Genomic DNA, 18,940 nt, shown 5'->3' with positions numbered 1-18,940 from the left:
GAGATCGGCTAAAGCGGAGGCCGAGCCATCAGTGCGGAGCGAAGGAGCGACCGGGGTGGGCGCAGATATTGAATAGAAGCGGCAATGAGCGGCGCAGGCCGGTACCGGAATGGCACATCAGCAGGACAGGTTGGAATAAGGCACTGGATAGGCTGAAGCGCTCGAGGCAAGAGAGTTGCCCTCGCCGGGCCTCCCGCCGCCCGATCTTTGCTCGTATCCGTGTTTTTACCCTGACAGCGCTCGCCGCGACCGGGCTCAACAGCTGCCAGTCGCTTCTCGACCAGTCCTACCAGCCGACCGTTGCGCCCTCGAGCAATCCCCAGATCGTCGAAGAGGTGCAGAAGAACGATCCGCGTGCCCAGATGGGCGCCCGGGAGCATCCGCGCATCGTTGCGAGCTATGGCGGTGAATACAAGGACGCGAAGACAGAGCGGCTCGTGGCCCGCATTGCCGGTGCGCTCACCAGCGTTTCCGAAAATCCGAGCCAGTCTTATCGCATCACCATTCTTAACTCGCCGGCGATCAATGCCTTCGCCCTGCCGGGCGGCTACCTCTATGTGACGCGCGGCCTTCTGGCGCTCGCCAATGATGCCTCGGAAGTCGCAGCCGTGTTGTCGCACGAGATGGGGCACGTGACGGCCAATCACGGCATCGAGCGGCAAAAGCGGGAAGAGGCGGAGGTAATCGCAAGCCGTGTGGTGGCGGAGGTGCTTTCCAGCGATATCGCCGGGAAGCAGGCGCTCGCCCGCGGCAAGCTGCGGCTCGCGGCCTTCTCCCGCCAGCAGGAATTGCAGGCCGATGTCATTGGCGTCCGCATGCTCGGCGAGGCAGGCTACGATCCCTATGCGGCGGCACGGTTCTTGGATTCCATGGCCGCCTACAGCCGCTTCATGGCGGTCGATCCGGAGACGGACCAGAGCCTGGACTTCCTTTCCAGCCATCCGAACTCTGCACAGCGCATCGATCTTGCCCGCAGTCACGCGCGCGCTTTCGGGCAGGAGGGCAAGGTCGGCGACGCGGGGCGGAACTACTATCTCGACGGCATCGACGGGCTTCTTTACGGCGACAGCCCCGAGGAGGGTTATGTGCGCGACGAGACCTTCCTGCACGCCGGTCTCGGCATCCGTTTCGACGTGCCCCCGGACTTCCGCATCGACAACAAGGTGGAGGCGGTGCTTGCAACCGGCCCCGGCGAAGTGGCGATCCGCTTCGACGGCGTGGCGGACACGCAGAAGCAGAGCCTGACCAACTACATCTCCAGCGGCTGGGTCACGGGCCTCGACCCCTCGACAATTCGTCCGATTTCCGTAAACGGCATGGAGGCGGCAACGGCGCGTGCGTCGGCCGACCGCTGGGATTTCGACGTCACGGTGATCCGCAACGGCGAGCAGATCTTTCGTTTCCTGACGGCCGTGCCAAAGGGAAGTGCTGCTCTTGAGCCGACGGCGAACGTACTGCGGTCAACCTTTCGCCGGATGACGCCGCAGGAGATGGCGTCGCTGAAGCCCTTGCGCATCCGTGTGGTCACGGTGCGACCGGGCGACACCATAGCAACGCTTGCCGCACGGATGATGGGTACCGACCGCAAGCTCGATCTCTTCAAGCTGATCAATGCGATGCCGGCCGCCGCCTCAGTGGCACCGGGCGACCGGGTGAAGATCATTTCCGAATGAGAAAGCCCCGCTGGGCGGGGCTTTCGTGTCTCAAGGGCGCAAGGGACACCGCCTCAGGCGTGTGAAGCCATCTGCGGATCGGCCGATACGAGTGCGGAGCGAAGCTTTTCCAGAGCGCGGCTTTCGATCTGGCGCACGCGTTCCTTGGAAATGCCGAGGTCGGCACCGAGCTCCTCCAGGGTTGCGCCGTCTTCTGCGAGCCGCCTTGCGCTGATGATCTTCATCTCACGCTCGTTCAGGTGCTTCAGCGCCGAGGCCAGCCAATTGCGGCGGCGTTCTCCGTCGATCATGTTGGAGACTTGTTCGTCGGGAAGAGGATCGTCGCTGACGAGGAAGTCCATGCGCTCGGCACTCTCGGCGTCGCCAAGTACAGACGGCGCCTGCAGGGATGCGTCATTGCCGGAAAGGCGCGCGTCCATGGTCTGCACATCCGCGAGGCTGACACCAAGAGCCGCCGCGATCTCCTGGTGGATCGACTGTACGGTCAGCTGGCTGTCGCCACGGGCGAGCTTGGCGCGCAGGCGGCGGAGATTGAAGAAAAGAGCCTTCTGGGCCGAACTCGTCCCACCACGAACGATCGACCAGTTGCGCAGGATATAGTCCTGAATAGACGCGCGGATCCACCAGCTGGCATAGGTGGAGAAGCGCACGTCGCGCTCGGGCTCGAAGCGAGCTGCAGCCTCGAGCAGGCCGACATAGCCTTCCTGAACGAGATCGCTCATCGGCAACCCGAAATTGCGAAACTTTCCGGCCATGGAGATCACCAGCCGCATATGGGCCATGGCGATGCGGTTGCGTGCATTCCTGTCGTCGTGGTCCTTCCACCGGATGGCGAGATCGTGCTCTTCTTCCCGGGCCAGATAAGGAGCGGCCATTGCAATCTTGATCATGCGCCGGTCTGCGGACATGTTCTTCATACCATTCTCCTTCTTGTCCGACGACGGACAGCCATGCGGGCGCATGAAAACGCTTCCGCACATTGCTGCGTGGACGTACTTGAAAAGTGAAATGCAATCGGAGCCCTAAGACCCCCGAACCATTTATGGTGTCAGCGCAGTTTCGATAAAAACCATGCGTGCGTATTGGATATTCGGATCACGAAGAAGGTCGGAATCGCAATGCATGTTCCGGTCCTATTTCAGGTTCAACGGCCAACAGGTCCGCCGTGGGAGCGTTTCCTGCCGCGGGTCCGCAGATGTGATCAATAAACGCAGCAGCTCGGGAAAAGTTCCAAAGAAAAACCCGGCTCGATGGCCGGGTTTTCAAAGAAGTTGGTCCTGGAAAGATCAGGCCGCTTCGTCCTGGGATTCGTCTTCCTCGACGACCTTGCCGCGCTTGGGACCCTTGTTGAGATTGGTCTCGACAAGGCGTACGGCTTCCGTCTCGGACATCTTGTTCACGGCTGCGATTTCGCGGGCCATGCGATCGAGGGCAGCTTCATAGAGCTGGCGCTCGGAATAGGACTGTTCTGGCTGATTTTCCGCGCGATAGAGATCGCGAACAACTTCAGCAATGGCAATCAGATCGCCTGAATTGATCTTGGCGTCATATTCCTGAGCGCGGCGCGACCACATGGTACGCTTCACGCGAGCTTTCCCCTGAACGACCTTTAGAGCGCGTTCGACGAAATCCGTCTCGGAAAGCTTGCGCATGCCGATGCTCATGGCTTTTGCCACGGGAACCTTCAGGCGCATCTTGTCCTTCTCGAAGTCGATTACAAAAAGCTCGAGCTTCATGCCCGCAACTTCCTGTTCTTCGATAGCGGTGATGGTGCCTACGCCATGAGCCGGATAAACGATTGCTTCGCCGGTCTTGAAACCATGACGTGCTGAAGGCTTTTTCTGCTGGGTTGTCATTCGATTCAAAAACTCCCTGTTACGCACCCGGCCTAAGCCGGGGCCGGGTCAGTCAGGCCCGGATGAGACGGGGGTACCGTCGGGTGACCTCATCCTGGTCCGTCCAGATATGGCAACAACAAACACGCTTATCGCGATCAGAGACCCGACAACTCAAGGCTTTGATATGTCACGGAAACCGCGTGCGGATTTGTCTATTGCTTTCGTGGTGGTTTGGGGCATGCAACATGCCGCAAATGGATCAGTGTCCAAAACCTACCATAAAAATATGAGGAAATCAATAATTTGGTTTGAGTGAGTCGCGCGCGCAACAACCCGCGCACCATACGCCTCATTCAGAGATATGTGCGACTACACTTCACTATTTCCTAATTTACCGCATTACGCAACGTAGGGAAACGAAAATATCAATCGCCGGAACCGGGGTTCGGAGAGAAGTACTTGTCGAACTTGCCCTCTTCGCCATCCATCTCCTTGGCCTCGGGCAAAGGATCGCGCTTGACAGTGATGTTGGGCCAGATGCTGGCGTATTCGGCATTGACCTTCAGCCACTTGTCGAGACCCGGCTCGGTGTCGGGCTTGATCGCCTCGGCAGGACATTCCGGCTCGCAGACGCCGCAATCTATGCATTCATCCGGATGAATAACCAGGAAGTTTTCGCCTTCGTAGAAGCAGTCGACAGGGCAGACTTCAACGCAATCGGTGTATTTGCAGCGGATGCAATTGTCGGTCACGACATATGTCATGAAGCACTCCAGGACGTATCTCTTGTGTCGGGAAGGGCAAGCTGGAACCTCGCGCCTTTCCCTTTTGGCCGAATGCGGCGCACACGACCTTCAGGGCCGATGCGCCCTCCGGCGGATCGCTTGTGAGGTATCGGCTTTGTCCGCTGAATTCAAGGAGAAACAATCCCGAAATCGCCGGGAAACGGGGAGAGTTTTCCATGCTGCGGGGTAAAGCGGCAGCGGGTTGCTATTCATCGTCCGGGATCAGCCGGTCGATGGCACGGCGATCCTTCTTCGTGGGGCGCCCGGCGCCAGCTGCGCGGGTCGCCTGCTCGTAGGGGGTGAGGCGTTTTGTCTCATCCGGCGGGGGGCTCAGGTCCTCGTAGAGAAGCCGTGCTTCTTCGAAAGGACCACGTCGTGTCCCGGGGGCGCGGACGACGAGAACAAGATCGCGGCGCTCGAGCACGAGTTCGATCCGGTCGCCGACCTTGACCTGCTGGCTCGGCTGCAGAGCGCGCTCGCCATTGATGCGCACATGGCCCGATTGGATGTGGGCCTGTGCGAGCGAGCGCGACTTGAGCATGCGGGCGAAGAACAGCCACTTGTCGATACGCTGGCGCGAACCGGTTGATGGCTGTTTTTCGTCGGCCATGGCTACTTCTTCATCTGCTCCTTGAGCGCAGCGAGCTTGGCGAAGGGCGAATCCGGATCGATCGGCTTTTCCTTGCGCGGAGGCTTGGCCTCGAAGCGGAGGGGCTGCGAGTTGCCACGACCGCCATTGCGGTCGTTGCGATCCTTGCGATCACCCCGATCCTGCCGCTCACCTTGCTGCTCGTTGCGGCCGCCCTGATGACGCGGCTTGCCGCCATCCCTGCCAGGGCGCTGGGAACGCTCGTCGCGTCCTTCTCGCCCTTCGCGCGCGGTTTCGCCTTCCTGGCCACCATGGCGGCGATTGCCTTGCTGGCCCTGGCCGCGGCGATCGCCGGGGCCGCGCGCCTGACGCTGGTTGTCGGTGCGGCCGCCAAGGCGCCATAGAAGAACCGGCTTTGGCTCGGCGATCTCTTCAGCAGCAACCTCTGAAGTCGCCGTGTCTTCGAGGGCGACAGCTTCCGCAGAGGCGGCTTCTGCGACAGGTGCGGGAGCTATTTCGGTGGCCGGCTCGTCCGAGCCGGCGTCGGCGTCGTCGTGCTCGGTCGTTTCGCTCGTGGTAGCTTCGGCTGCCTCGGTTGCGGCCGGGGCGGCGGTCGCGTCCTGCTGCGCGAGGAATGACGAAGCCTCTTCGGCCTTCACCTGGTCGGCGCGATAGCCGAGGCCCTTGAGGATTTCTTCCATGTCCTCCAGCGTTGCGCCGAGGATCGAAAGCATTGCCGTCGTTGTCGTGAAGCGGCGGCCGTCATAGGCACCGTCCGGACGCGAGGCCTGGCCCGGCTTCCACTGCAACAACGGACGGATGATATCCGCCAGGCGTTCAAGGATGTCGATGCGCACCGCCCGCTTGCCGAGGAAACGGAATCCCGCAAGCTTGTAGAAGGTGCGTTCGAAACTCGGATCCGTGACGACCGACGTGCGGCCGGCAGCAAGGACCGGGATCAGATCGCCGTAGCCCGGCTTGTCGAGGCCGTCGTTCTTCAGCGCCCAGAGCAGCGTGATGAGCTCGGCCGGAGCCGGCTTCAGAAGCGCGGGCACGAAGATGTGGTAGGCGCCGAAGCGCACGCCATAACGGCGCATCGAGGCGCGCGCATCCTGGTCCAGCGACTTCACTTCCTCGGTGACGTCGCGACGGAAGAGAACGCCGAGGTTCTCGACCAGCTGGAAAGCCAGCCCCTTGGCGAGCCCCTGCAGGTCCTCGGCGCGCGACAGGTCGTCGAGCGGCTTCAGGACCGTGCTGATATGATGATTGACGAAGCGTTCGAGCCGCGCGGCGACATGATCGCGCGCATTGCCGGTGAGCTGCTCATCGGCAAAGAGGATCAGGCGCGGGCGCATGATATGGTCGCTTCCGGCCAAACGGCCGACCGGATCGCCGAGCCAGCGGACGAGGCCGTCAGCGCTGATCGCCAGATCGCTATTGCCCGCGGCATGGAGACGCGCAGCGCGCGCCTCGAATTCCAGGGCAAGCGCCTTCTGCGATGCGGTCTGCACAGCCTTCGCGTCCGGTCCCTCGGCGCCCGAGATGGGCGTGAACCGAAACCCGGTCAATTGTCCCACATGATGTCCTTCCACAAAGACATCACCATTCACACTGATTTCAGCTTCCAGCATCGCATTCTCTCTCAGGCGCTTCATGAGCACAGATGTCCTGCGATCAACAAAGCGTTTCGTCAACCGTTCATGTAACGCATCGGACAATCGATCTTCGATTTCCCGCGTCTTTTCCTGCCAGTGTGTCGGATCGGCAAGCCAGTTCGGCCGGTTCGACACGTAAGTCCAGGTCCTTATCTGCGCGATTCGCGCCGAAAGCGTGTCAATTTCGCCATCGGTTCTATCTGCGCGATGCACTTGCTCCGCCAAAAAGTTCTCATTCACCGTGCCATACCGCACGAGGTCGGAAAAGAGGGTGGAGATAAGATCGGCGTGTTGTGCAGGCGCAATGCGTCGATAGTCGGGAAGAGCGCAGGCTTCCCACAGTTTTTCTACGCGCTCCGGGGTCGTCGCAAGATCCTTGATTTCGGGATGATGCGACAGGTGCTCGAGCGCCTGCTGATCGACCGCGGGAAGGGCGCGTGTCAGCCCGGCAACCCGCGGAGGTGCCTCAAGGCTTTGTCGCAGTGCGGAGAGGGACGAGAAATCGAAATTCTTGGTGCGCCATTGCAGCACCTTGACGTTGTCGAACTCGTGCGCCTCGATGCGATGCACGAGTTCGTCGTCGAACGGGTCGACCTGGCCGGTGACGCCGAAGGTCCCGTCTTTCAGATGACGTCCGGCGCGGCCGGCGATCTGCCCGAGTTCGGCCGGGTTCAGGTTTCGGAACTGATAGCCGTCATATTTGCGGTCCTGGGCGAACGCAACGTGGTCGACGTCGAGGTTGAGGCCCATGCCGATGGCATCGGTCGCAACGAGATATTCGACGTCTCCGGCCTGGTAGAGGGCAACCTGGGCGTTGCGCGTGCGTGGGCTGAGCGCGCCGAGAACGACGGCGGCACCACCGCGCTGGCGACGTATCAGCTCGGCGATCGCATAGACCTCGTCAGCCGAAAAGGCGACGATGGCAGTGCGCTGCGGGAGGCGTGTGATCTTCTTCTGGCCGGCATAGTAGAGTTGCGACAGACGCGGCCGCTCGACGACCGTGATGCCCGGCAGGAGATGCTCGAGGATCGGGCGCATGGTGCCCGCCCCGAGAAGAAGCGTCTCGTCGCGGCCGCGCAGATGCAATATCCGGTCGGTGAAGATGTGGCCGCGCTCGAGGTCGCCGGCGAGCTGCACCTCGTCGATCGCCACGAAGGAGGCGCGGGTTTCGCGCGGCATGGCCTCGACGGTGCAGACCGAAAACCGCGCATTGGGGGGCGAAATTTTTTCCTCGCCGGTGACGAGCGCCACATTATGGGCACCCACCTTCTCCACCACCCGGGTAAAGACCTCACGGGCGAGCAGCCGAAGCGGCAGGCCGATCACGCCGGTGCCATGCGCCACCATGCGCTCGATCGCATAATGCGTCTTGCCGGTATTTGTCGGACCGAGCACCGCGGTCACGCCGCGACCGCTCAATATCTTGGTCTCAGATGTCAGGGTCATTCGTACGTTCAAGGATGGGTGTGCGAAGGGCTCAGGTCAAGTCGGCTGTTTCCGGATGAAAGTTCAGAACACATGGCCAGCGCGGCGGGCAAAGGCAAGGGCCGATCCAAAAAAGCCTGTCGATCGCCAGGAAAAGTCGCCGATTTTCGCCATCCCGGAGCGCGATTCCTGAAGGCAATTCACGAATCGGAACAGTCTGCGAACGAATCGGAGACGAATCGCTGACTCCGCCTGATTCAGGATTTGTTCACCGCTATATATTGATCCAGATGCGAATTCTGGCACCACATGCTGAATCGGGATTTTGAAGCGAAGCTGCAACCTCTGATTCCTCCGCTTCTCAAAAACGAGTCAAGCCCATTGAATCTCTTTTGGTGTTAACCCCTTGTCTATTCGCTGGAAACTCTTGAAGGATCCGGCCTGCATTCCGCGGCCGGCTCCCAAAGCGACGGAAATCGCTTGCGAATCCTAGATTGCATTCCGTCTTTCTGTCGCCTGCCACAATATCTAGTGCCGGCAACTCGTCCGCTCTGCCTCATAGCGTTCGGACGAGACTTAATGCGTTGATCCGCACGCGGTGCGGGGTCGGACGTCCTCTCGATGCACTTCGGTTTGCCTGCGCGGCGATTGGTTAGCGACCACTTCGAAGCCTGCGATGCGGCGCGGAGACCTCATCAGCTAACGGCGATTAACGTTCCGATCAAAAACGGAACGAATCGCTTACGAATCGCGGACATGGGTGTCTTCCTGATTTGTTCACGCCCAACCTATTGTAGGAAAAAGATTTTTTAACCATAGGCGCGTTTTCGCAGCGTCTCTGCTGCGTAACATTGCGGCCGTCGTTTCGGCCGCGTTTTCCCGCGATCGGTATCAGAAACGGCATGTCAAATGACACGCGCAAAATTTCGGCCGGAACAAATTTCCGCGCAGCATGTTTCTTGCAGCAAGTCATCTATCAGCGAATACGGGAAGGAAGACGCGCGATGCTCGGCACAATATTACTGATAATTCTCATCCTGCTCCTGATTGGCGCACTGCCGAACTGGGGTTACAGTTCCGGTTGGGGTTACGGTCCTTCCGGGGGGCTGGGCCTTGTGGTTGTGATCCTTCTCATTCTCATATTAATGGGGCGCATCTGACCAAAGGACTACTCAGTAAGAACCATCAAAGGGAGACACAGGCATGAAAAAAGTTATTCTCATCTGCGCCCTTGTCGGCTCGCTCGCGTCGTGCACGGCGACGGAGAAGGGGACGGCGATCGGCGCAGGTTCGGGTGCTGTGATCGGCGGCCTCGTGACAGATAGTTGGGGCGGTGCAGCAGTCGGCGCCGTTGCGGGCGGCGTTGCCGGCGCCCTGATCGGAAGGTCGACCGAGCGCAGCGGCTACTGCGTCTATCGCGACCGGAACGGCCGCCGCTACGAAGCGCGCTGCCGATAAGACGAGACGAGTTCGTGTTGTTACGGAGGCGGGCGTTAGCGCCCGTTTTCTTTTTGACGCCTCGGGATGCAATCGGGAACGTCAACGCCACGTTGACAATGGGTCATGAAAGTCAAATCTACCGCGCGGGAAATGCGTGGCGCATATTGAGTTCGATGAACAACGGGAGCCGTGACGAGAGGTCCGGCGAGCCGAGCCACAAAGGAACGCCCAAATGCTGGAAGCTGTCCTCAATAGTTTAACAGTCGTTCTCATCGCCTCAGCCTTCTTCACGACCGCGCTTGCAGCCGTGCGCGGCAGGGATGTCCAAGACAAATCGTTGCAGAAAGTGCCAGTCAGAGTGAGTTCGCGACGTCGCCAGAATGGCTGATGCGATGCGGCAGCCACCACGGGGTTGAAATCACTGTGTCTGGATTCCCATCTCATTCATGCAAGGCATCGCAACATCAGGATGCTTGATGCAAAGGATCGAGACGATGACCAGGATTTTGGCCGCAACGGCAGTTTTCGCCCTCATTGCCAGCCAGGCGTTCGCAAGCCCCTATGAGGGTAACTTCTTTCCGGAACTTCCGTCCCCGCCTCAGACCAGGGACGTTCAGCCAGACCGCAGCATCAATACCAACAGCATCGCGAAGCCGCCGCTTCGCAAGGGCGCTACCAGGCCTGCCAAAGGCACGGTCTGGCCGAACGGCGAGCGTAGCCGAGACATGGGCGAATAGCGGCCGCGCCTGCTGAATCGGGCGCTGGCCGCCTTGTCGCAAGGGTTGCCTAGACGAAGAGCTGGCCGCCGTTGGCGCTGAGCGTTGAACCCGTGACAAAACCGGCCTCGTCCGACGCAAGGAAAACGACGCAACGCGCCACCTCCTCGGGTTGACCGAGCCGCCCGACGGGTATCTGCGGGAGGATCCGTTCCTTGAGCACGTTTTCCGGCACGGCGAGGACCATTTCCGTGGCGATGTAGCCGGGGCAGATCGCGTTGACGGTGATGTTCTTGGCAGCACCCTCCTGTGCGAGCGCCTTGGTGAAGCCGAGATCGCCGGCCTTCGCCGCGGAGTAGTTGGCCTGGCCCATCTGGCCCTTCTGGCCGTTGATCGAAGAGATGTTCACGACGCGACCGAAGCTGCGCTCGCGCATGCCCGACCAGACGTGGTGCGTCATGTTGAAGAGGCCGGTCAGGTTGGTGTTGATGACCTCCTGCCACTGCTGCGGCGTCATCTTATGGAACATGGCATCGCGCGTGATGCCGGCATTGTTGACTAGGACGTCGACGGGGCCGAGATCGCTCTCGACCTGGGCTATTCCCGTGCCGCAGGCCTCGTAGTTGGAAACGTCCCACTTGTAGACCGGGATTCCGGTTTCCTCGTGGAAGGCGCGAGCCTTCTCGTCATTGCCTGCGTAGTTTGCCGCCACCGTGTAGCCGGCATCCTTCAAAGCCGTGGAGATCGCAGCGCCAATGCCGCGCGAGCCCCCGGTAACCAACGCTACCCTGCCCATATTCCGCTCCCCATTTTGTTACTTCTTGGTGCCTGGACCGGCCGCGTTCCTAGCCGAACGAGCGCCGGGATCGTATGTGGCGCGGCATCTCCTGCCGCGCTACGCATTGAAGCACGGATCACCGGCCGTTCAAAGAGCCTCGAAGCACATGGCGACGCCCATGCCGCCACCGATGCAGAGCGTGGCGAGGCCCTTCTTTGCGCCGCGGCGCTTCATCTCGAACAGCAGCGTGTTCATGATGCGCGCGCCCGAGGCGCCGATCGGATGGCCGATTGCGATCGCCCCACCATTCACGTTGACGATCGACGGATCCCAGCCGAGGTCCTTGTTGACGGCGCATGCCTGGGCTGCGAATGCCTCGTTGGCTTCCACCAGATCGAGATCGTTGACCGACCATCCGGCCTTCTCCAGCGCCTTTCTCGAGGCCGGGATCGGCCCCGTGCCCATGACCTGCGGATCGACGCCGGCGGTTGCCCAGGAAACGATGCGTGCGAGCGGGCGAATGCCGCGGCGCGTGGCCTCGGCCTCGGTCATCAGCACGGCGGCGGCGGCACCGTCATTGATGCCGGAGGCATTGGCGGCTGTGACGGAGCCGTCCTTGTCGAAGGCTGGTCTCAGCTTGGCCATGGCGTCAAGCGTGGCGCCGTGGCGGATGTATTCGTCGGCGTCGACGGTAACGTCGCCCTTCCGGGTCTGGATCAGGTAGGGCACGATCTCGTCCGTGAAGCGGCCGGCCTTCTGTGCCGCCTCCGCCTTGTTCTGGGAAGCGACGGCGAACTGATCCTGATCGTCGCGCGTAAGCTGCCACTGACGGGCGACGTTCTCGGCAGTAACGCCCATGTGATAACCGTAGAAGGCATCGGTCAGGCCGTCCTTGATCATGGTATCGACCATCTTCAGGTCGCCCATCTTGGTACCGCCGCGCAGATGCGCAGCATGCGGCGCCATGGACATGGATTCCTGCCCACCCGCAACGATGATCTTCGCATCTCCGGTTGCGATCTGCTGCATGCCGAGCGCGATGGCGCGCAGGCCGGAACCGCAGAGCTGGTTGACGCTCCAGGCGGTCGCCTCCTTGGGTACGCCCGCCTTCATGGCGGCCTGACGCGCAGGATTCTGGCCCTCGGAGGCCTGGAGAACCTGGCCGAGGATGACTTCGTCGACTTCGGCGGCATCGACGCCGGCACGCTCGAGCGAAGCCTTGATGGCAACGGCGCCGAGTTCGTGCGCAGCCACCGTCGCGAACGCTCCGTTGAATGACCCTACGGGCGTACGGGCTGCGCTGGCAACGACAATTGAAGGATTGCTCATCGGGGTCTCCTCGTTTCCCACCTCATATGAGTGAAACCTGTCAAAGCTTGCTGCGCGAGTCAAACGCCAAGAAGGAGGGAGCGATTTCTCGGAATGGCCCGCAGGCGAAATTCATGCGTCTTTGAAAGGAGTTGCCGCGCCGCACAAAGAGATTGTCACAGCCCTTCTTTTGCGTTTACAGTCTGTAATGGAGGAGCATCCATATAATCAGACGGGGTGAGGAAGACTGATATGGCGAAGAATAACGGCCAGATCGTAATCAAGAAATATGCCAATCGACGCCTCTACAATACAGGCACCAGCACCTATGTGACGCTGGATGACCTGGCGGAGATGGTGAAGAAGGGGGACGAATTCACGGTTCAGGACGCAAAGAGCGGCGAAGATATTACGCACTCGGTCCTGACGCAGATTATTTTCGAGCAGGAATCGAAGACCGGGAACACGTTGCTGCCCATCTCCTTCCTGCGTCAGCTGATCGGCTATTACGGCGACCAGATGCAGATGGTCGTGCCGAGCTTCCTCGAGCATTCGATGCGTGCCTTTACCGAGCAGCAGAGCCAGATGCGCGAGCAGATGAATCGCGCCTTCGGCGAAACGCCGCTCGCCAAGAACCTGCAACTGCCGATGCAGATGGTCGAGGATCAGGTGCGTCACAACACCGAGCTCTTCCATCAGGCGATGCAAATGTTTTCACCCTTCATGAAGCCGGCTGCCAAAGAAAGCCGCAAGGCGGAGGCGAAGGATATAGACGAGCTCAAGGAGCAATTGCGCGCATTGCAGAACAAGCTCGACAATCTCTGAGCAGCAATCCCGGGCGCCGAGAGCAGGATCACTGCAACTCGGCGGCCCTTCGCAGGATGTCCAACCTATAATCCGATGGAAACGTCGCGTCCGGCCGAGCGGATCGAGACGGCAAAGCCGCCGACGACATCGATGAATGCAATGATCATCAGGATGAAGAAGACCTGGGTCGCAGCATCCTGCACAAGCAGAAACTCAACCAGGAACGCGACGAAGACCAGCATCGACAGCATGTGGTTGGCAAGGGAACCGTTGCCGTTGCGCGTGGCCTTCAGGATTTCGAAGAGAAGCACGACGAGCGCGATGACGATGATGAGGTCGCCGAACGCCATGCTCCACATCGCGCCCGAAAGCATGGGCAGCACCAGGACGTCGTTGTGGAGTGCCGCAATTCCCCCGCTCCCCATCAAGCCAAGCATGGCGAGATTGTAGAGCGCAAGCGGAATAAGCATGATCGGAAATGCGGCCATCATCTTCGCCAGGTCCCCTGAATAATCCGACTGGAAGTATTCGGATTAATTCATAGCTAAACCCGGCTAGCCTGCAAGAGCAGGAACGCCAAAAAGAAAGGCCGGCAAAGCGCCGGCCTTCTACCTGTCCCGCCTATTTCAATGCCCAGCTATCAGCCGTTTTCCTTCGGCGTCAGCACCTGACGACCGCGGTACATGCCGGTCTTCAGGTCGATGTGATGCGGACGGCGCAGTTCGCCGGAATTCTTGTCTTCGACGTAAGTCGGAGCCTTCAGAGCGTCAGCCGAGCGGCGCATGCCGCGCTTGGACGGGCTCGTTTTTCTCTTCGGTACAGCCATTCTCGTTACTCCACTTGACGGGCAAAACATGAGCCCCGGCCAGACTGGCGGCCGAAACGGGCATGCCTCTATTTCGGAAATTTGGCGGGCTTATACATGCCTTACCGGGCTTTGACCAGTACCCCGGCGCATTTTTTGCATTTAAGACGCTGCCGGTCCGCTCACGCTTCGTCCTCGGGAACGATCCAGGGCTCGGCACGGCTTGCCGCCTCCCATTTGCGCCAGGCGGGATGCGTTTTCATCGCCGTCATATAGGCAAGCGTGTCGACGGACTGAGCGACATCGTAGACATCGAGACGGTTGACCACCGGGGCAAACATGGCGTCGGCGGCCGAAAAAGTGCCGAAGAGGTAAGGACCGCCGGAGGCTGCCCGTCTGGTGCGCCAGATCGTCTCGATGCGGGCGACATCGTCCATGACGCCGTCCGGAAGCTCGATGCGACCCTTCGGGCGCCGAATGTTCATCGGGCAGGCGTTGCGCAGTGCCCTGAAGCCGGAAAGCATCTCCATGGAGATCGACCGCGCGACGGCCCGGTCACCGCGATCCTGAGGCCAGAGGCCGGCCTGCGGGAAGAGTTCGGCGACGTATTCGATGATGGAAAGCGACTCCCAGATGCGCAGCTTTCCGTGGTGCAGCACGGGCACCCGCCCTGTGGGCGAAAATTCTCTGAAGCGCGGGTTGCCCGCCGGAAAATCGAATGGGGTCAGCACTTCCTCGAAAGGAATGCCGCAGGCTTCCATCGCGATCCAGGGACGGAACGACCAGGAGGAATAGTTCTTGTTGGCTATGTAGAGTCTCAGCTGATCCATCGGCCCTGCCCCTTCCGATCCTCGCGACGACCCCAAATCCATGGCAGAAAATCAGTTCAGCGACCAACAAATATTGGAAGTTCAATCATCAAGACATTTGATGTAGTCGCCGGAATTCTGCGCCCGTCTCTCGATGACGGACGCAAGCCGCCGCAGGCCGCGTCCGGGCTTGCCAGCGTTTCTATCGAACGGATTGGGCAGCGAAACGGCGAGCAGCGCCGCCTGCCGACGCGAAAGCTGCGATGCCGGCACGTTGAAATGATAGCGGGCCGCGGCGTCGACGCCGTAAACGCCCGGACCCCATTCGGCGATGTTGAGATAAATCTCCATCATGCGCCGCTTGGTCCAGACGAAATCGGCGGCGACGGCGAGCGGCAGCTCAAGCCCCTTGCGCACGAAGGAGCGGCTGTTCCACAGAAAGAGGTTCTTGACCGTCTGCATGGGAATGGTGCTGCCGCCGCGCGTTGCCTCCCCACCCATCGTCTCCTGGACCAGCATGCCCAGCTCCTCCCAGTCGACGCCGCCGTGGAAGCAGAATTGCCCGTCCTCGGACATCATCACCGACCGCACCAGCACGGGGGAGATCTCATCGAGCGGGACCCAATTCCGATCGTAGCCGCGCAGGAGGACGAGGTCGCGGATCATCAGCGTCGAGATCGGGTGCACGAAGGACGGAAAATAGAGCGGGATCAGAAGATAGGGCAGGAGCAGCAGCCCGATGACCGCGATGGCGATCCGGCGCAGGCTTGGCGATCTGCCGAGCCAGGCCCTCGCGCCGCGGCGTTCGGCCATGTCCGTCTCTCCATGTGCTTCTGGCGCTATATCCAAATTCCTGGCCCACGATATCCCAAGACTTCATAACGTCTGTCCGTTTCCATTGCCAGTGAGCAAGGCAAAACTTATCCGTCGGACAGACAAATCCATTGCCACTCCCCAGCCGCCATGCCAAACAGCGCGCATGGACACGGCGGCAGGACAATTCCAGGAACGGATGAGGCGCGCGGCGGCGGACGTCGAGGCGCTGCTTGCCGGCCTGCTTTCGGACGACACGCGCGCCTGCGAGGTCGTTCGCCCGCCCTATCTGCTTGCGGCGATGCGGCACGGCGTGCTGAACGGCGGCAAGCGGCTGCGTCCGTTTCTTGTCGTCGAGAGTGCTGCGCTTCTCGGCGGCGTTCGCGATGCTTCTCTGCGCGTCGGCGCGGCGCTCGAATGCGTTCACTGTTATTCGCTGGTGCACGACGACCTGCCTTCGATGGATGACGACGATCTGCGGCGCGGCAAGCCGACGGTCCATGTCGCCTTCGACGAGGCAACCGCCATTCTTGCAGGCGACGCGCTGCAGACCTATGCCTTCGACCTCATTGCGTCGCCCGAGACGCAGTTGCCCGACAAGGCCAAGACGGAACTCGTGCTGGCGCTTGCCCAGGCGGCCGGGCTTGGCGGCATGGTGGGCGGGCAGGTGCTCGACCTTGCTGCGGAGAAGAAGACGCCGGACGAGCAGGGGATCATCACCCTGCAGGCGATGAAGACGGGCGCGCTCATCCGTTTTGCCTGCGAGGCCGGCGCGATCGTCGCCGGCGCGGGGCAGGAGGATCGACTTCGCTTGCGAAGCTTCGGTGAAAGGATCGGGCTTGCCTTCCAGCTGGCCGACGACCTGCTCGACCTGACCGCCGATACGCAGACCATGGGCAAGGCAACGGGAAAAGATGCCGCACGCGGCAAGGGCACGCTTGTTGCCTTGCACGGGCAGGTGTGGGCGGAGGCAGCACTTTCGCGCCTCGTGCAGGAGGCCGAAGAACTTCTCATGCCTTACGGAGACCGGGGTGCAGTCCTAGTCGAAACGGCCCGTTTCGTCGCCAACCGCAGAAACTGAACGCTCATGAGCAAGTACTGGTCGCCGATCGTCTCCACGCTGAAGCCCTATGTTCCGGGTGAGCAGCCGCGCATTGCCAATCTCGTCAAGCTGAACACCAACGAAAGCCCGTACGGACCGTCCGAGAAGGTCTTGAGTGCCATCCGTAGCGCGGCCAATGCCGACCTAAGGCTCTATCCGGATCCGTTGGCCGTTTCGCTACGCGAGGCGATCGCTGCCCGCCACGGGCTGGACGCGGAGCAGGTCTTCGTAGGTAACGGTTCGGACGAGGTCCTCGCCCATGCCTTCGTCGCACTATTGAAGCACGACGCGCCGCTTCTCTACCCGGATGTCTCCTATAGCTTCTATCCGACCTATTCCCGGCTCTTTGCAATCGATGCGGTCGAGGTTCCGCTCAATGCAGACTACCGCATCGACATCGCCGATTATCAGCGCCCCTGCGGCGCAATCATACTGCCCAATCCCAATGCGCCGACCAGCATCGGCTTGCCGCTTGCAGAGATCGAGCGGCTTGTCGTGGCGCATTCGGAGCAGCCGGTCGTCATCGACGAAGCCTATGTCGATTTCGGCGGTGAAAGCGCTATTGCGCTCGTCCCGAAATATGCAAACCTGCTTGTCATCCAGACCTTTTCAAAATCGCGCGCGCTCGCCGGCCTGCGCGTCGGCTTTGCGATCGGCCAGCGGCCGCTGATCGAGGCGCTGGAGCGGGTCAAGGACAGCTTCAATTCCTATCCGCTCGGCCGGCCGGCACAGGCCGGCGCCAAGGCAGCGATCGAGGACGAGGAATGGTTCGAGGAAACGCGCGGCAAGATCATCGCCTCGCGCGCCCGCCTGACCGGGGAGCTGGTCAACCGCGGCTTCGAGGTGCTGCCGTCCCAGGCGAATTTCATCTTCGCGCGCCACCCCGCCCATGCGGGTGACGCCCTGATGAAGGCGCTGCGCGATCGTGCGGTATTGGTGCGCCACTTCGCCAAGCCGCGCATCGCAGACTTCCTGCGCATCACCATCGGCACCGATACAGAGTGCACGCGGCTGATCGAAGCGCTCGACGAGATCCTCTGACATTTGGCAAGCGTCAGCCTTCGTGGCCTTGCAAGCTTTTTAGTTTATGACCGGGAGGCTGGACCTATTCGGCAGCCGTCTTCTGGCCGAAACGCTTCTCGATATAGTCGATAACGAGGGCTTCGAAATCAGAGGCGATATTCGGGCCGCGCAGGGTCATCGCCTTCTTGCCGTCGATGAAGATCGGTGCGGCGGGCGTTTCACCGGTTCCGGGCAACGAGATGCCGATGTCGGCGTGCTTGCTTTCTCCCGGACCGTTGACGATGCAGCCCATGACGGCGACGTTCAGCGCTTCGACACCCGGATATTTCTCGCGCCAGACAGGCATGTTCTTGCGGATGTCGTTCTGAATGTTCTGGGCCAGTTCCTGGAATACCGTCGAGGTCGTGCGTCCACAGCCGGGACAGGCCGCGACCACAGGCACGAACTGGCGGAAGCCCATGACCTGCAGCAGTTCCTGGGCTACCTGGACCTCTCGGGTGCGGTCGCCGTTCGGTTCCGGCGTCAGCGAGACGCGGACCGTATCGCCGATGCCGTGCTGAAGCACATAGCCCATCGCAGCGGAGGACGCGACGATGCCCTTCGTGCCCATGCCCGCCTCGGTAAGGCCGAGATGCAATGCGTGGTCCGAGCGTTCCGAGAGCATGGAATAGACGGCGATGAGATCCTGGACCTGGCTCACCTTCGCCGAGAGAATGATGCGGTTGCGCGGCAAGCCCATCTCTTCGGCCAGGTTCGCCGAGATTAGGGCAGACTGGACGATCGCCTCACGCGTCACCTGACGAGCCGACAGCGGCGATCCTTCGGCCTGGTTCCTGTCCATCAGCGCCGTCAACAGGTCCTGGTCGAGCGAGCCCCAGTTGACGCCGATGCGCACCGGCTTGTCGTAGCGGATCGCCATTTCGATGATCTCGCCGAACTGCTTGTCCTTCTTGTCCTTGAAGCCGACATTACCGGGATTGATGCGATATTTCGCAAGCGCCTCGGCACAGGCCGGATGGTCGGCGAGCAGTTTGTGGCCGATATAGTGGAAGTCGCCGATAAGCGGCACATCCATCCCGAGGCGCAGCAGACGCTCGCGTATCTTCGGCACGGCCGCTGCGCTCTCGTCGCGATCGACGGTGATGCGGACCAGCTCCGAACCTGCCCGGAAGAGCGCGGCCACCTGTGCGACGGTCGAGTCCACATCGGCGGTGTCCGTGTTGGTCATCGACTGGACCACGACCGGGGCGCCACCGCCGACGATGACGCCGCCGACATCGACCGCAACGGATGCGCGGCGCGGTTTCGGATCGAAATCTGTTGCTGCAGACATGGGGGAGCCCTTGGTCGCCTCTAATCAAGTGCCATTCAGGT

19 protein-coding genes are annotated in these 18,940 nt (G+C 61.1%); 7 read left to right on the top strand and 12 right to left on the bottom strand.

The genetic code is table 11. The features are described from left to right. Positions 1-203: 203 nt before the first annotated feature. Entirely contained in the window at positions 204-1,673 is a 1,470-nt protein-coding gene (locus tag EV286_RS11785) for a M48 family metalloprotease (protein WP_245500693.1), read from the top strand. A gap of 53 nt (positions 1,674-1,726) precedes the next feature. Here the strand turns inward: EV286_RS11785 and EV286_RS11780 are convergent, their stop codons facing one another. The 5 genes from EV286_RS11780 to EV286_RS11760 all read right to left on the bottom strand — a co-directional run bounded on the left by EV286_RS11780 (position 1,727) and on the right by EV286_RS11760 (position 7,986). Then, complete coding sequence (locus tag EV286_RS11780) at positions 1,727-2,590, bottom strand: RNA polymerase factor sigma-32 (protein ID WP_132957232.1); 864 nt, start codon at positions 2,588-2,590, stop codon at positions 1,727-1,729. A 369-nt stretch (positions 2,591-2,959) separates the two neighbouring features. Next, positions 2,960-3,529: a CarD family transcriptional regulator gene (locus EV286_RS11775; RefSeq protein ID WP_132957231.1), complete on the bottom strand. Its 570-nt coding sequence runs from the start codon at positions 3,527-3,529 to the stop codon at positions 2,960-2,962. Positions 3,530-3,936: 407 nt separating this feature from the next. After that, positions 3,937-4,275: a ferredoxin FdxA gene (gene fdxA, locus EV286_RS11770; RefSeq protein WP_132957229.1), complete on the bottom strand. Its 339-nt coding sequence runs from the start codon at positions 4,273-4,275 to the stop codon at positions 3,937-3,939. Between the two features lie 226 nt (positions 4,276-4,501). Further along, positions 4,502-4,906 carry an RNA-binding S4 domain-containing protein gene (locus EV286_RS11765; protein WP_132957227.1) on the bottom strand — a complete coding sequence of 135 codons (405 nt, stop codon included), beginning with the start codon at positions 4,904-4,906 and terminating at the stop codon, positions 4,502-4,504. A 2-nt stretch (positions 4,907-4,908) separates the two neighbouring features. Continuing rightward, positions 4,909-7,986 carry a helicase-related protein gene (locus tag EV286_RS11760; RefSeq protein ID WP_132957225.1) on the bottom strand — a complete coding sequence of 1,026 codons (3,078 nt, stop codon included), beginning with the start codon at positions 7,984-7,986 and terminating at the stop codon, positions 4,909-4,911. A 983-nt stretch (positions 7,987-8,969) separates the two neighbouring features. Between EV286_RS11760 and EV286_RS11755 the strand changes: the two genes are divergently transcribed. The 3 genes from EV286_RS11755 (at position 8,970) to EV286_RS11745 (ending at position 10,142) form a co-directional block, all read left to right on the top strand. Next, on the top strand, positions 8,970-9,125 hold the full coding sequence (locus tag EV286_RS11755; protein WP_132957526.1) for a DUF3309 family protein: 156 nt from the start codon (positions 8,970-8,972) through the stop codon (positions 9,123-9,125). 43 nt (positions 9,126-9,168) lie between these two features. After that, complete coding sequence (locus EV286_RS11750) at positions 9,169-9,423, top strand: YMGG-like glycine zipper-containing protein (protein WP_132957224.1); 255 nt, start codon at positions 9,169-9,171, stop codon at positions 9,421-9,423. A 476-nt stretch (positions 9,424-9,899) separates the two neighbouring features. Then, entirely contained in the window at positions 9,900-10,142 is a 243-nt protein-coding gene (locus tag EV286_RS11745) for a hypothetical protein (RefSeq protein WP_132957222.1), read from the top strand. Positions 10,143-10,191: 49 nt separating this feature from the next. On the opposite strand, the gene EV286_RS11740 is transcribed toward EV286_RS11745, so the two are convergent. Together EV286_RS11740 and EV286_RS11735 are read right to left on the bottom strand one after the other, a co-directional pair. After that, the gene (locus EV286_RS11740; RefSeq protein WP_132957220.1) at positions 10,192-10,917 is read right to left on the bottom strand and encodes a beta-ketoacyl-ACP reductase; all 726 of its coding nucleotides are present in this window, start codon (positions 10,915-10,917) and stop codon (positions 10,192-10,194) included. Positions 10,918-11,046: 129 nt separating this feature from the next. Continuing rightward, positions 11,047-12,228, bottom strand: coding sequence for an acetyl-CoA C-acetyltransferase (locus tag EV286_RS11735; RefSeq protein ID WP_132957219.1), 1,182 nt, complete (start codon positions 12,226-12,228; stop codon positions 11,047-11,049). Between the two features lie 231 nt (positions 12,229-12,459). Between EV286_RS11735 and phaR the strand changes: the two genes are divergently transcribed. Then, positions 12,460-13,032 (top strand): polyhydroxyalkanoate synthesis repressor PhaR, encoded by a 573-nt coding sequence (phaR, locus tag EV286_RS11730; RefSeq protein ID WP_132957218.1) that lies wholly within the window; start codon positions 12,460-12,462, stop codon positions 13,030-13,032. Positions 13,033-13,097: 65 nt separating this feature from the next. Here phaR and EV286_RS11725 read toward each other — a convergent pair whose 3' ends face one another. From EV286_RS11725 to mtgA, 4 genes are all read right to left on the bottom strand, one after another. Next, positions 13,098-13,505 carry a hypothetical protein gene (locus tag EV286_RS11725; RefSeq protein WP_132957217.1) on the bottom strand — a complete coding sequence of 136 codons (408 nt, stop codon included), beginning with the start codon at positions 13,503-13,505 and terminating at the stop codon, positions 13,098-13,100. Positions 13,506-13,654: 149 nt separating this feature from the next. After that, a complete protein-coding gene (rpmF, locus tag EV286_RS11720) occupies positions 13,655-13,840 on the bottom strand; it encodes a 50S ribosomal protein L32 (protein WP_132957216.1) in 186 nt (61 codons plus the stop codon). 161 nt (positions 13,841-14,001) lie between these two features. Next, positions 14,002-14,649 carry a glutathione S-transferase family protein gene (locus EV286_RS11715; protein ID WP_132957215.1) on the bottom strand — a complete coding sequence of 216 codons (648 nt, stop codon included), beginning with the start codon at positions 14,647-14,649 and terminating at the stop codon, positions 14,002-14,004. An 81-nt stretch (positions 14,650-14,730) separates the two neighbouring features. Further along, positions 14,731-15,441, bottom strand: coding sequence for a monofunctional biosynthetic peptidoglycan transglycosylase (mtgA, locus tag EV286_RS11710; RefSeq protein ID WP_132957214.1), 711 nt, complete (start codon positions 15,439-15,441; stop codon positions 14,731-14,733). Positions 15,442-15,607: 166 nt separating this feature from the next. On the opposite strand from mtgA, the gene EV286_RS11705 reads away from it, so the two are divergent. Then, a complete protein-coding gene (locus EV286_RS11705; RefSeq protein ID WP_132957213.1) occupies positions 15,608-16,522 on the top strand; it encodes a polyprenyl synthetase family protein in 915 nt (304 codons plus the stop codon). Positions 16,523-16,528: 6 nt separating this feature from the next. Continuing rightward, on the top strand, positions 16,529-17,584 hold the full coding sequence (gene hisC, locus EV286_RS11700) for a histidinol-phosphate transaminase (RefSeq protein WP_132957212.1): 1,056 nt from the start codon (positions 16,529-16,531) through the stop codon (positions 17,582-17,584). A 64-nt stretch (positions 17,585-17,648) separates the two neighbouring features. Here hisC and ispG read toward each other — a convergent pair whose 3' ends face one another. Next, positions 17,649-18,899: a flavodoxin-dependent (E)-4-hydroxy-3-methylbut-2-enyl-diphosphate synthase gene (gene ispG / locus EV286_RS11695; protein WP_132957211.1), complete on the bottom strand. Its 1,251-nt coding sequence runs from the start codon at positions 18,897-18,899 to the stop codon at positions 17,649-17,651. Between the last annotated feature and the right edge of the window lie 41 nt (positions 18,900-18,940).

The sequence above is a fragment of the Rhizobium sp. BK251 genome (genome assembly GCF_004345245.1).
Taxonomy (GTDB): Bacteria; Pseudomonadota; Alphaproteobacteria; order Rhizobiales; family Rhizobiaceae; genus Rhizobium.
This window is presented reverse-complemented; position numbering and strand designations above follow the sequence as displayed.

Excerpts from the sequence above, each read along its gene's own strand:
- phaR (WP_132957218.1), top strand. The coding sequence starts at position 12,460 with ATGGCGAAGAATAACGGCCAGATCGTAATCAAGAAATATGCCAATCGA.
- EV286_RS11780 (WP_132957232.1), bottom strand. The coding sequence starts at position 2,590 with ATGAAGAACATGTCCGCAGACCGGCGCATGATCAAGATTGCAATGGCC.
- EV286_RS11740 (WP_132957220.1), bottom strand. The coding sequence starts at position 10,917 with ATGGGCAGGGTAGCGTTGGTTACCGGGGGCTCGCGCGGCATTGGCGCT.
- EV286_RS11755 (WP_132957526.1), top strand. The coding sequence starts at position 8,970 with ATGCTCGGCACAATATTACTGATAATTCTCATCCTGCTCCTGATTGGC.
- EV286_RS11705 (WP_132957213.1), top strand. The coding sequence starts at position 15,608 with ATGGACACGGCGGCAGGACAATTCCAGGAACGGATGAGGCGCGCGGCG.
- EV286_RS11715 (WP_132957215.1), bottom strand. The coding sequence starts at position 14,649 with ATGGATCAGCTGAGACTCTACATAGCCAACAAGAACTATTCCTCCTGG.
- hisC (WP_132957212.1), top strand. The coding sequence starts at position 16,529 with ATGAGCAAGTACTGGTCGCCGATCGTCTCCACGCTGAAGCCCTATGTT.
- fdxA (WP_132957229.1), bottom strand. The coding sequence starts at position 4,275 with ATGACATATGTCGTGACCGACAATTGCATCCGCTGCAAATACACCGAT.
- EV286_RS11750 (WP_132957224.1), top strand. The coding sequence starts at position 9,169 with ATGAAAAAAGTTATTCTCATCTGCGCCCTTGTCGGCTCGCTCGCGTCG.
- mtgA (WP_132957214.1), bottom strand. The coding sequence starts at position 15,441 with ATGGCCGAACGCCGCGGCGCGAGGGCCTGGCTCGGCAGATCGCCAAGC.
- EV286_RS11745 (WP_132957222.1), top strand. The coding sequence starts at position 9,900 with ATGACCAGGATTTTGGCCGCAACGGCAGTTTTCGCCCTCATTGCCAGC.
- EV286_RS11735 (WP_132957219.1), bottom strand. The coding sequence starts at position 12,228 with ATGAGCAATCCTTCAATTGTCGTTGCCAGCGCAGCCCGTACGCCCGTA.
- EV286_RS11765 (WP_132957227.1), bottom strand. The coding sequence starts at position 4,906 with ATGGCCGACGAAAAACAGCCATCAACCGGTTCGCGCCAGCGTATCGAC.
- EV286_RS11760 (WP_132957225.1), bottom strand. The coding sequence starts at position 7,986 with ATGACCCTGACATCTGAGACCAAGATATTGAGCGGTCGCGGCGTGACC.
- ispG (WP_132957211.1), bottom strand. The coding sequence starts at position 18,899 with ATGTCTGCAGCAACAGATTTCGATCCGAAACCGCGCCGCGCATCCGTT.
- EV286_RS11725 (WP_132957217.1), bottom strand. The coding sequence starts at position 13,505 with ATGATGGCCGCATTTCCGATCATGCTTATTCCGCTTGCGCTCTACAAT.
- EV286_RS11775 (WP_132957231.1), bottom strand. The coding sequence starts at position 3,529 with ATGACAACCCAGCAGAAAAAGCCTTCAGCACGTCATGGTTTCAAGACC.
- rpmF (WP_132957216.1), bottom strand. The coding sequence starts at position 13,840 with ATGGCTGTACCGAAGAGAAAAACGAGCCCGTCCAAGCGCGGCATGCGC.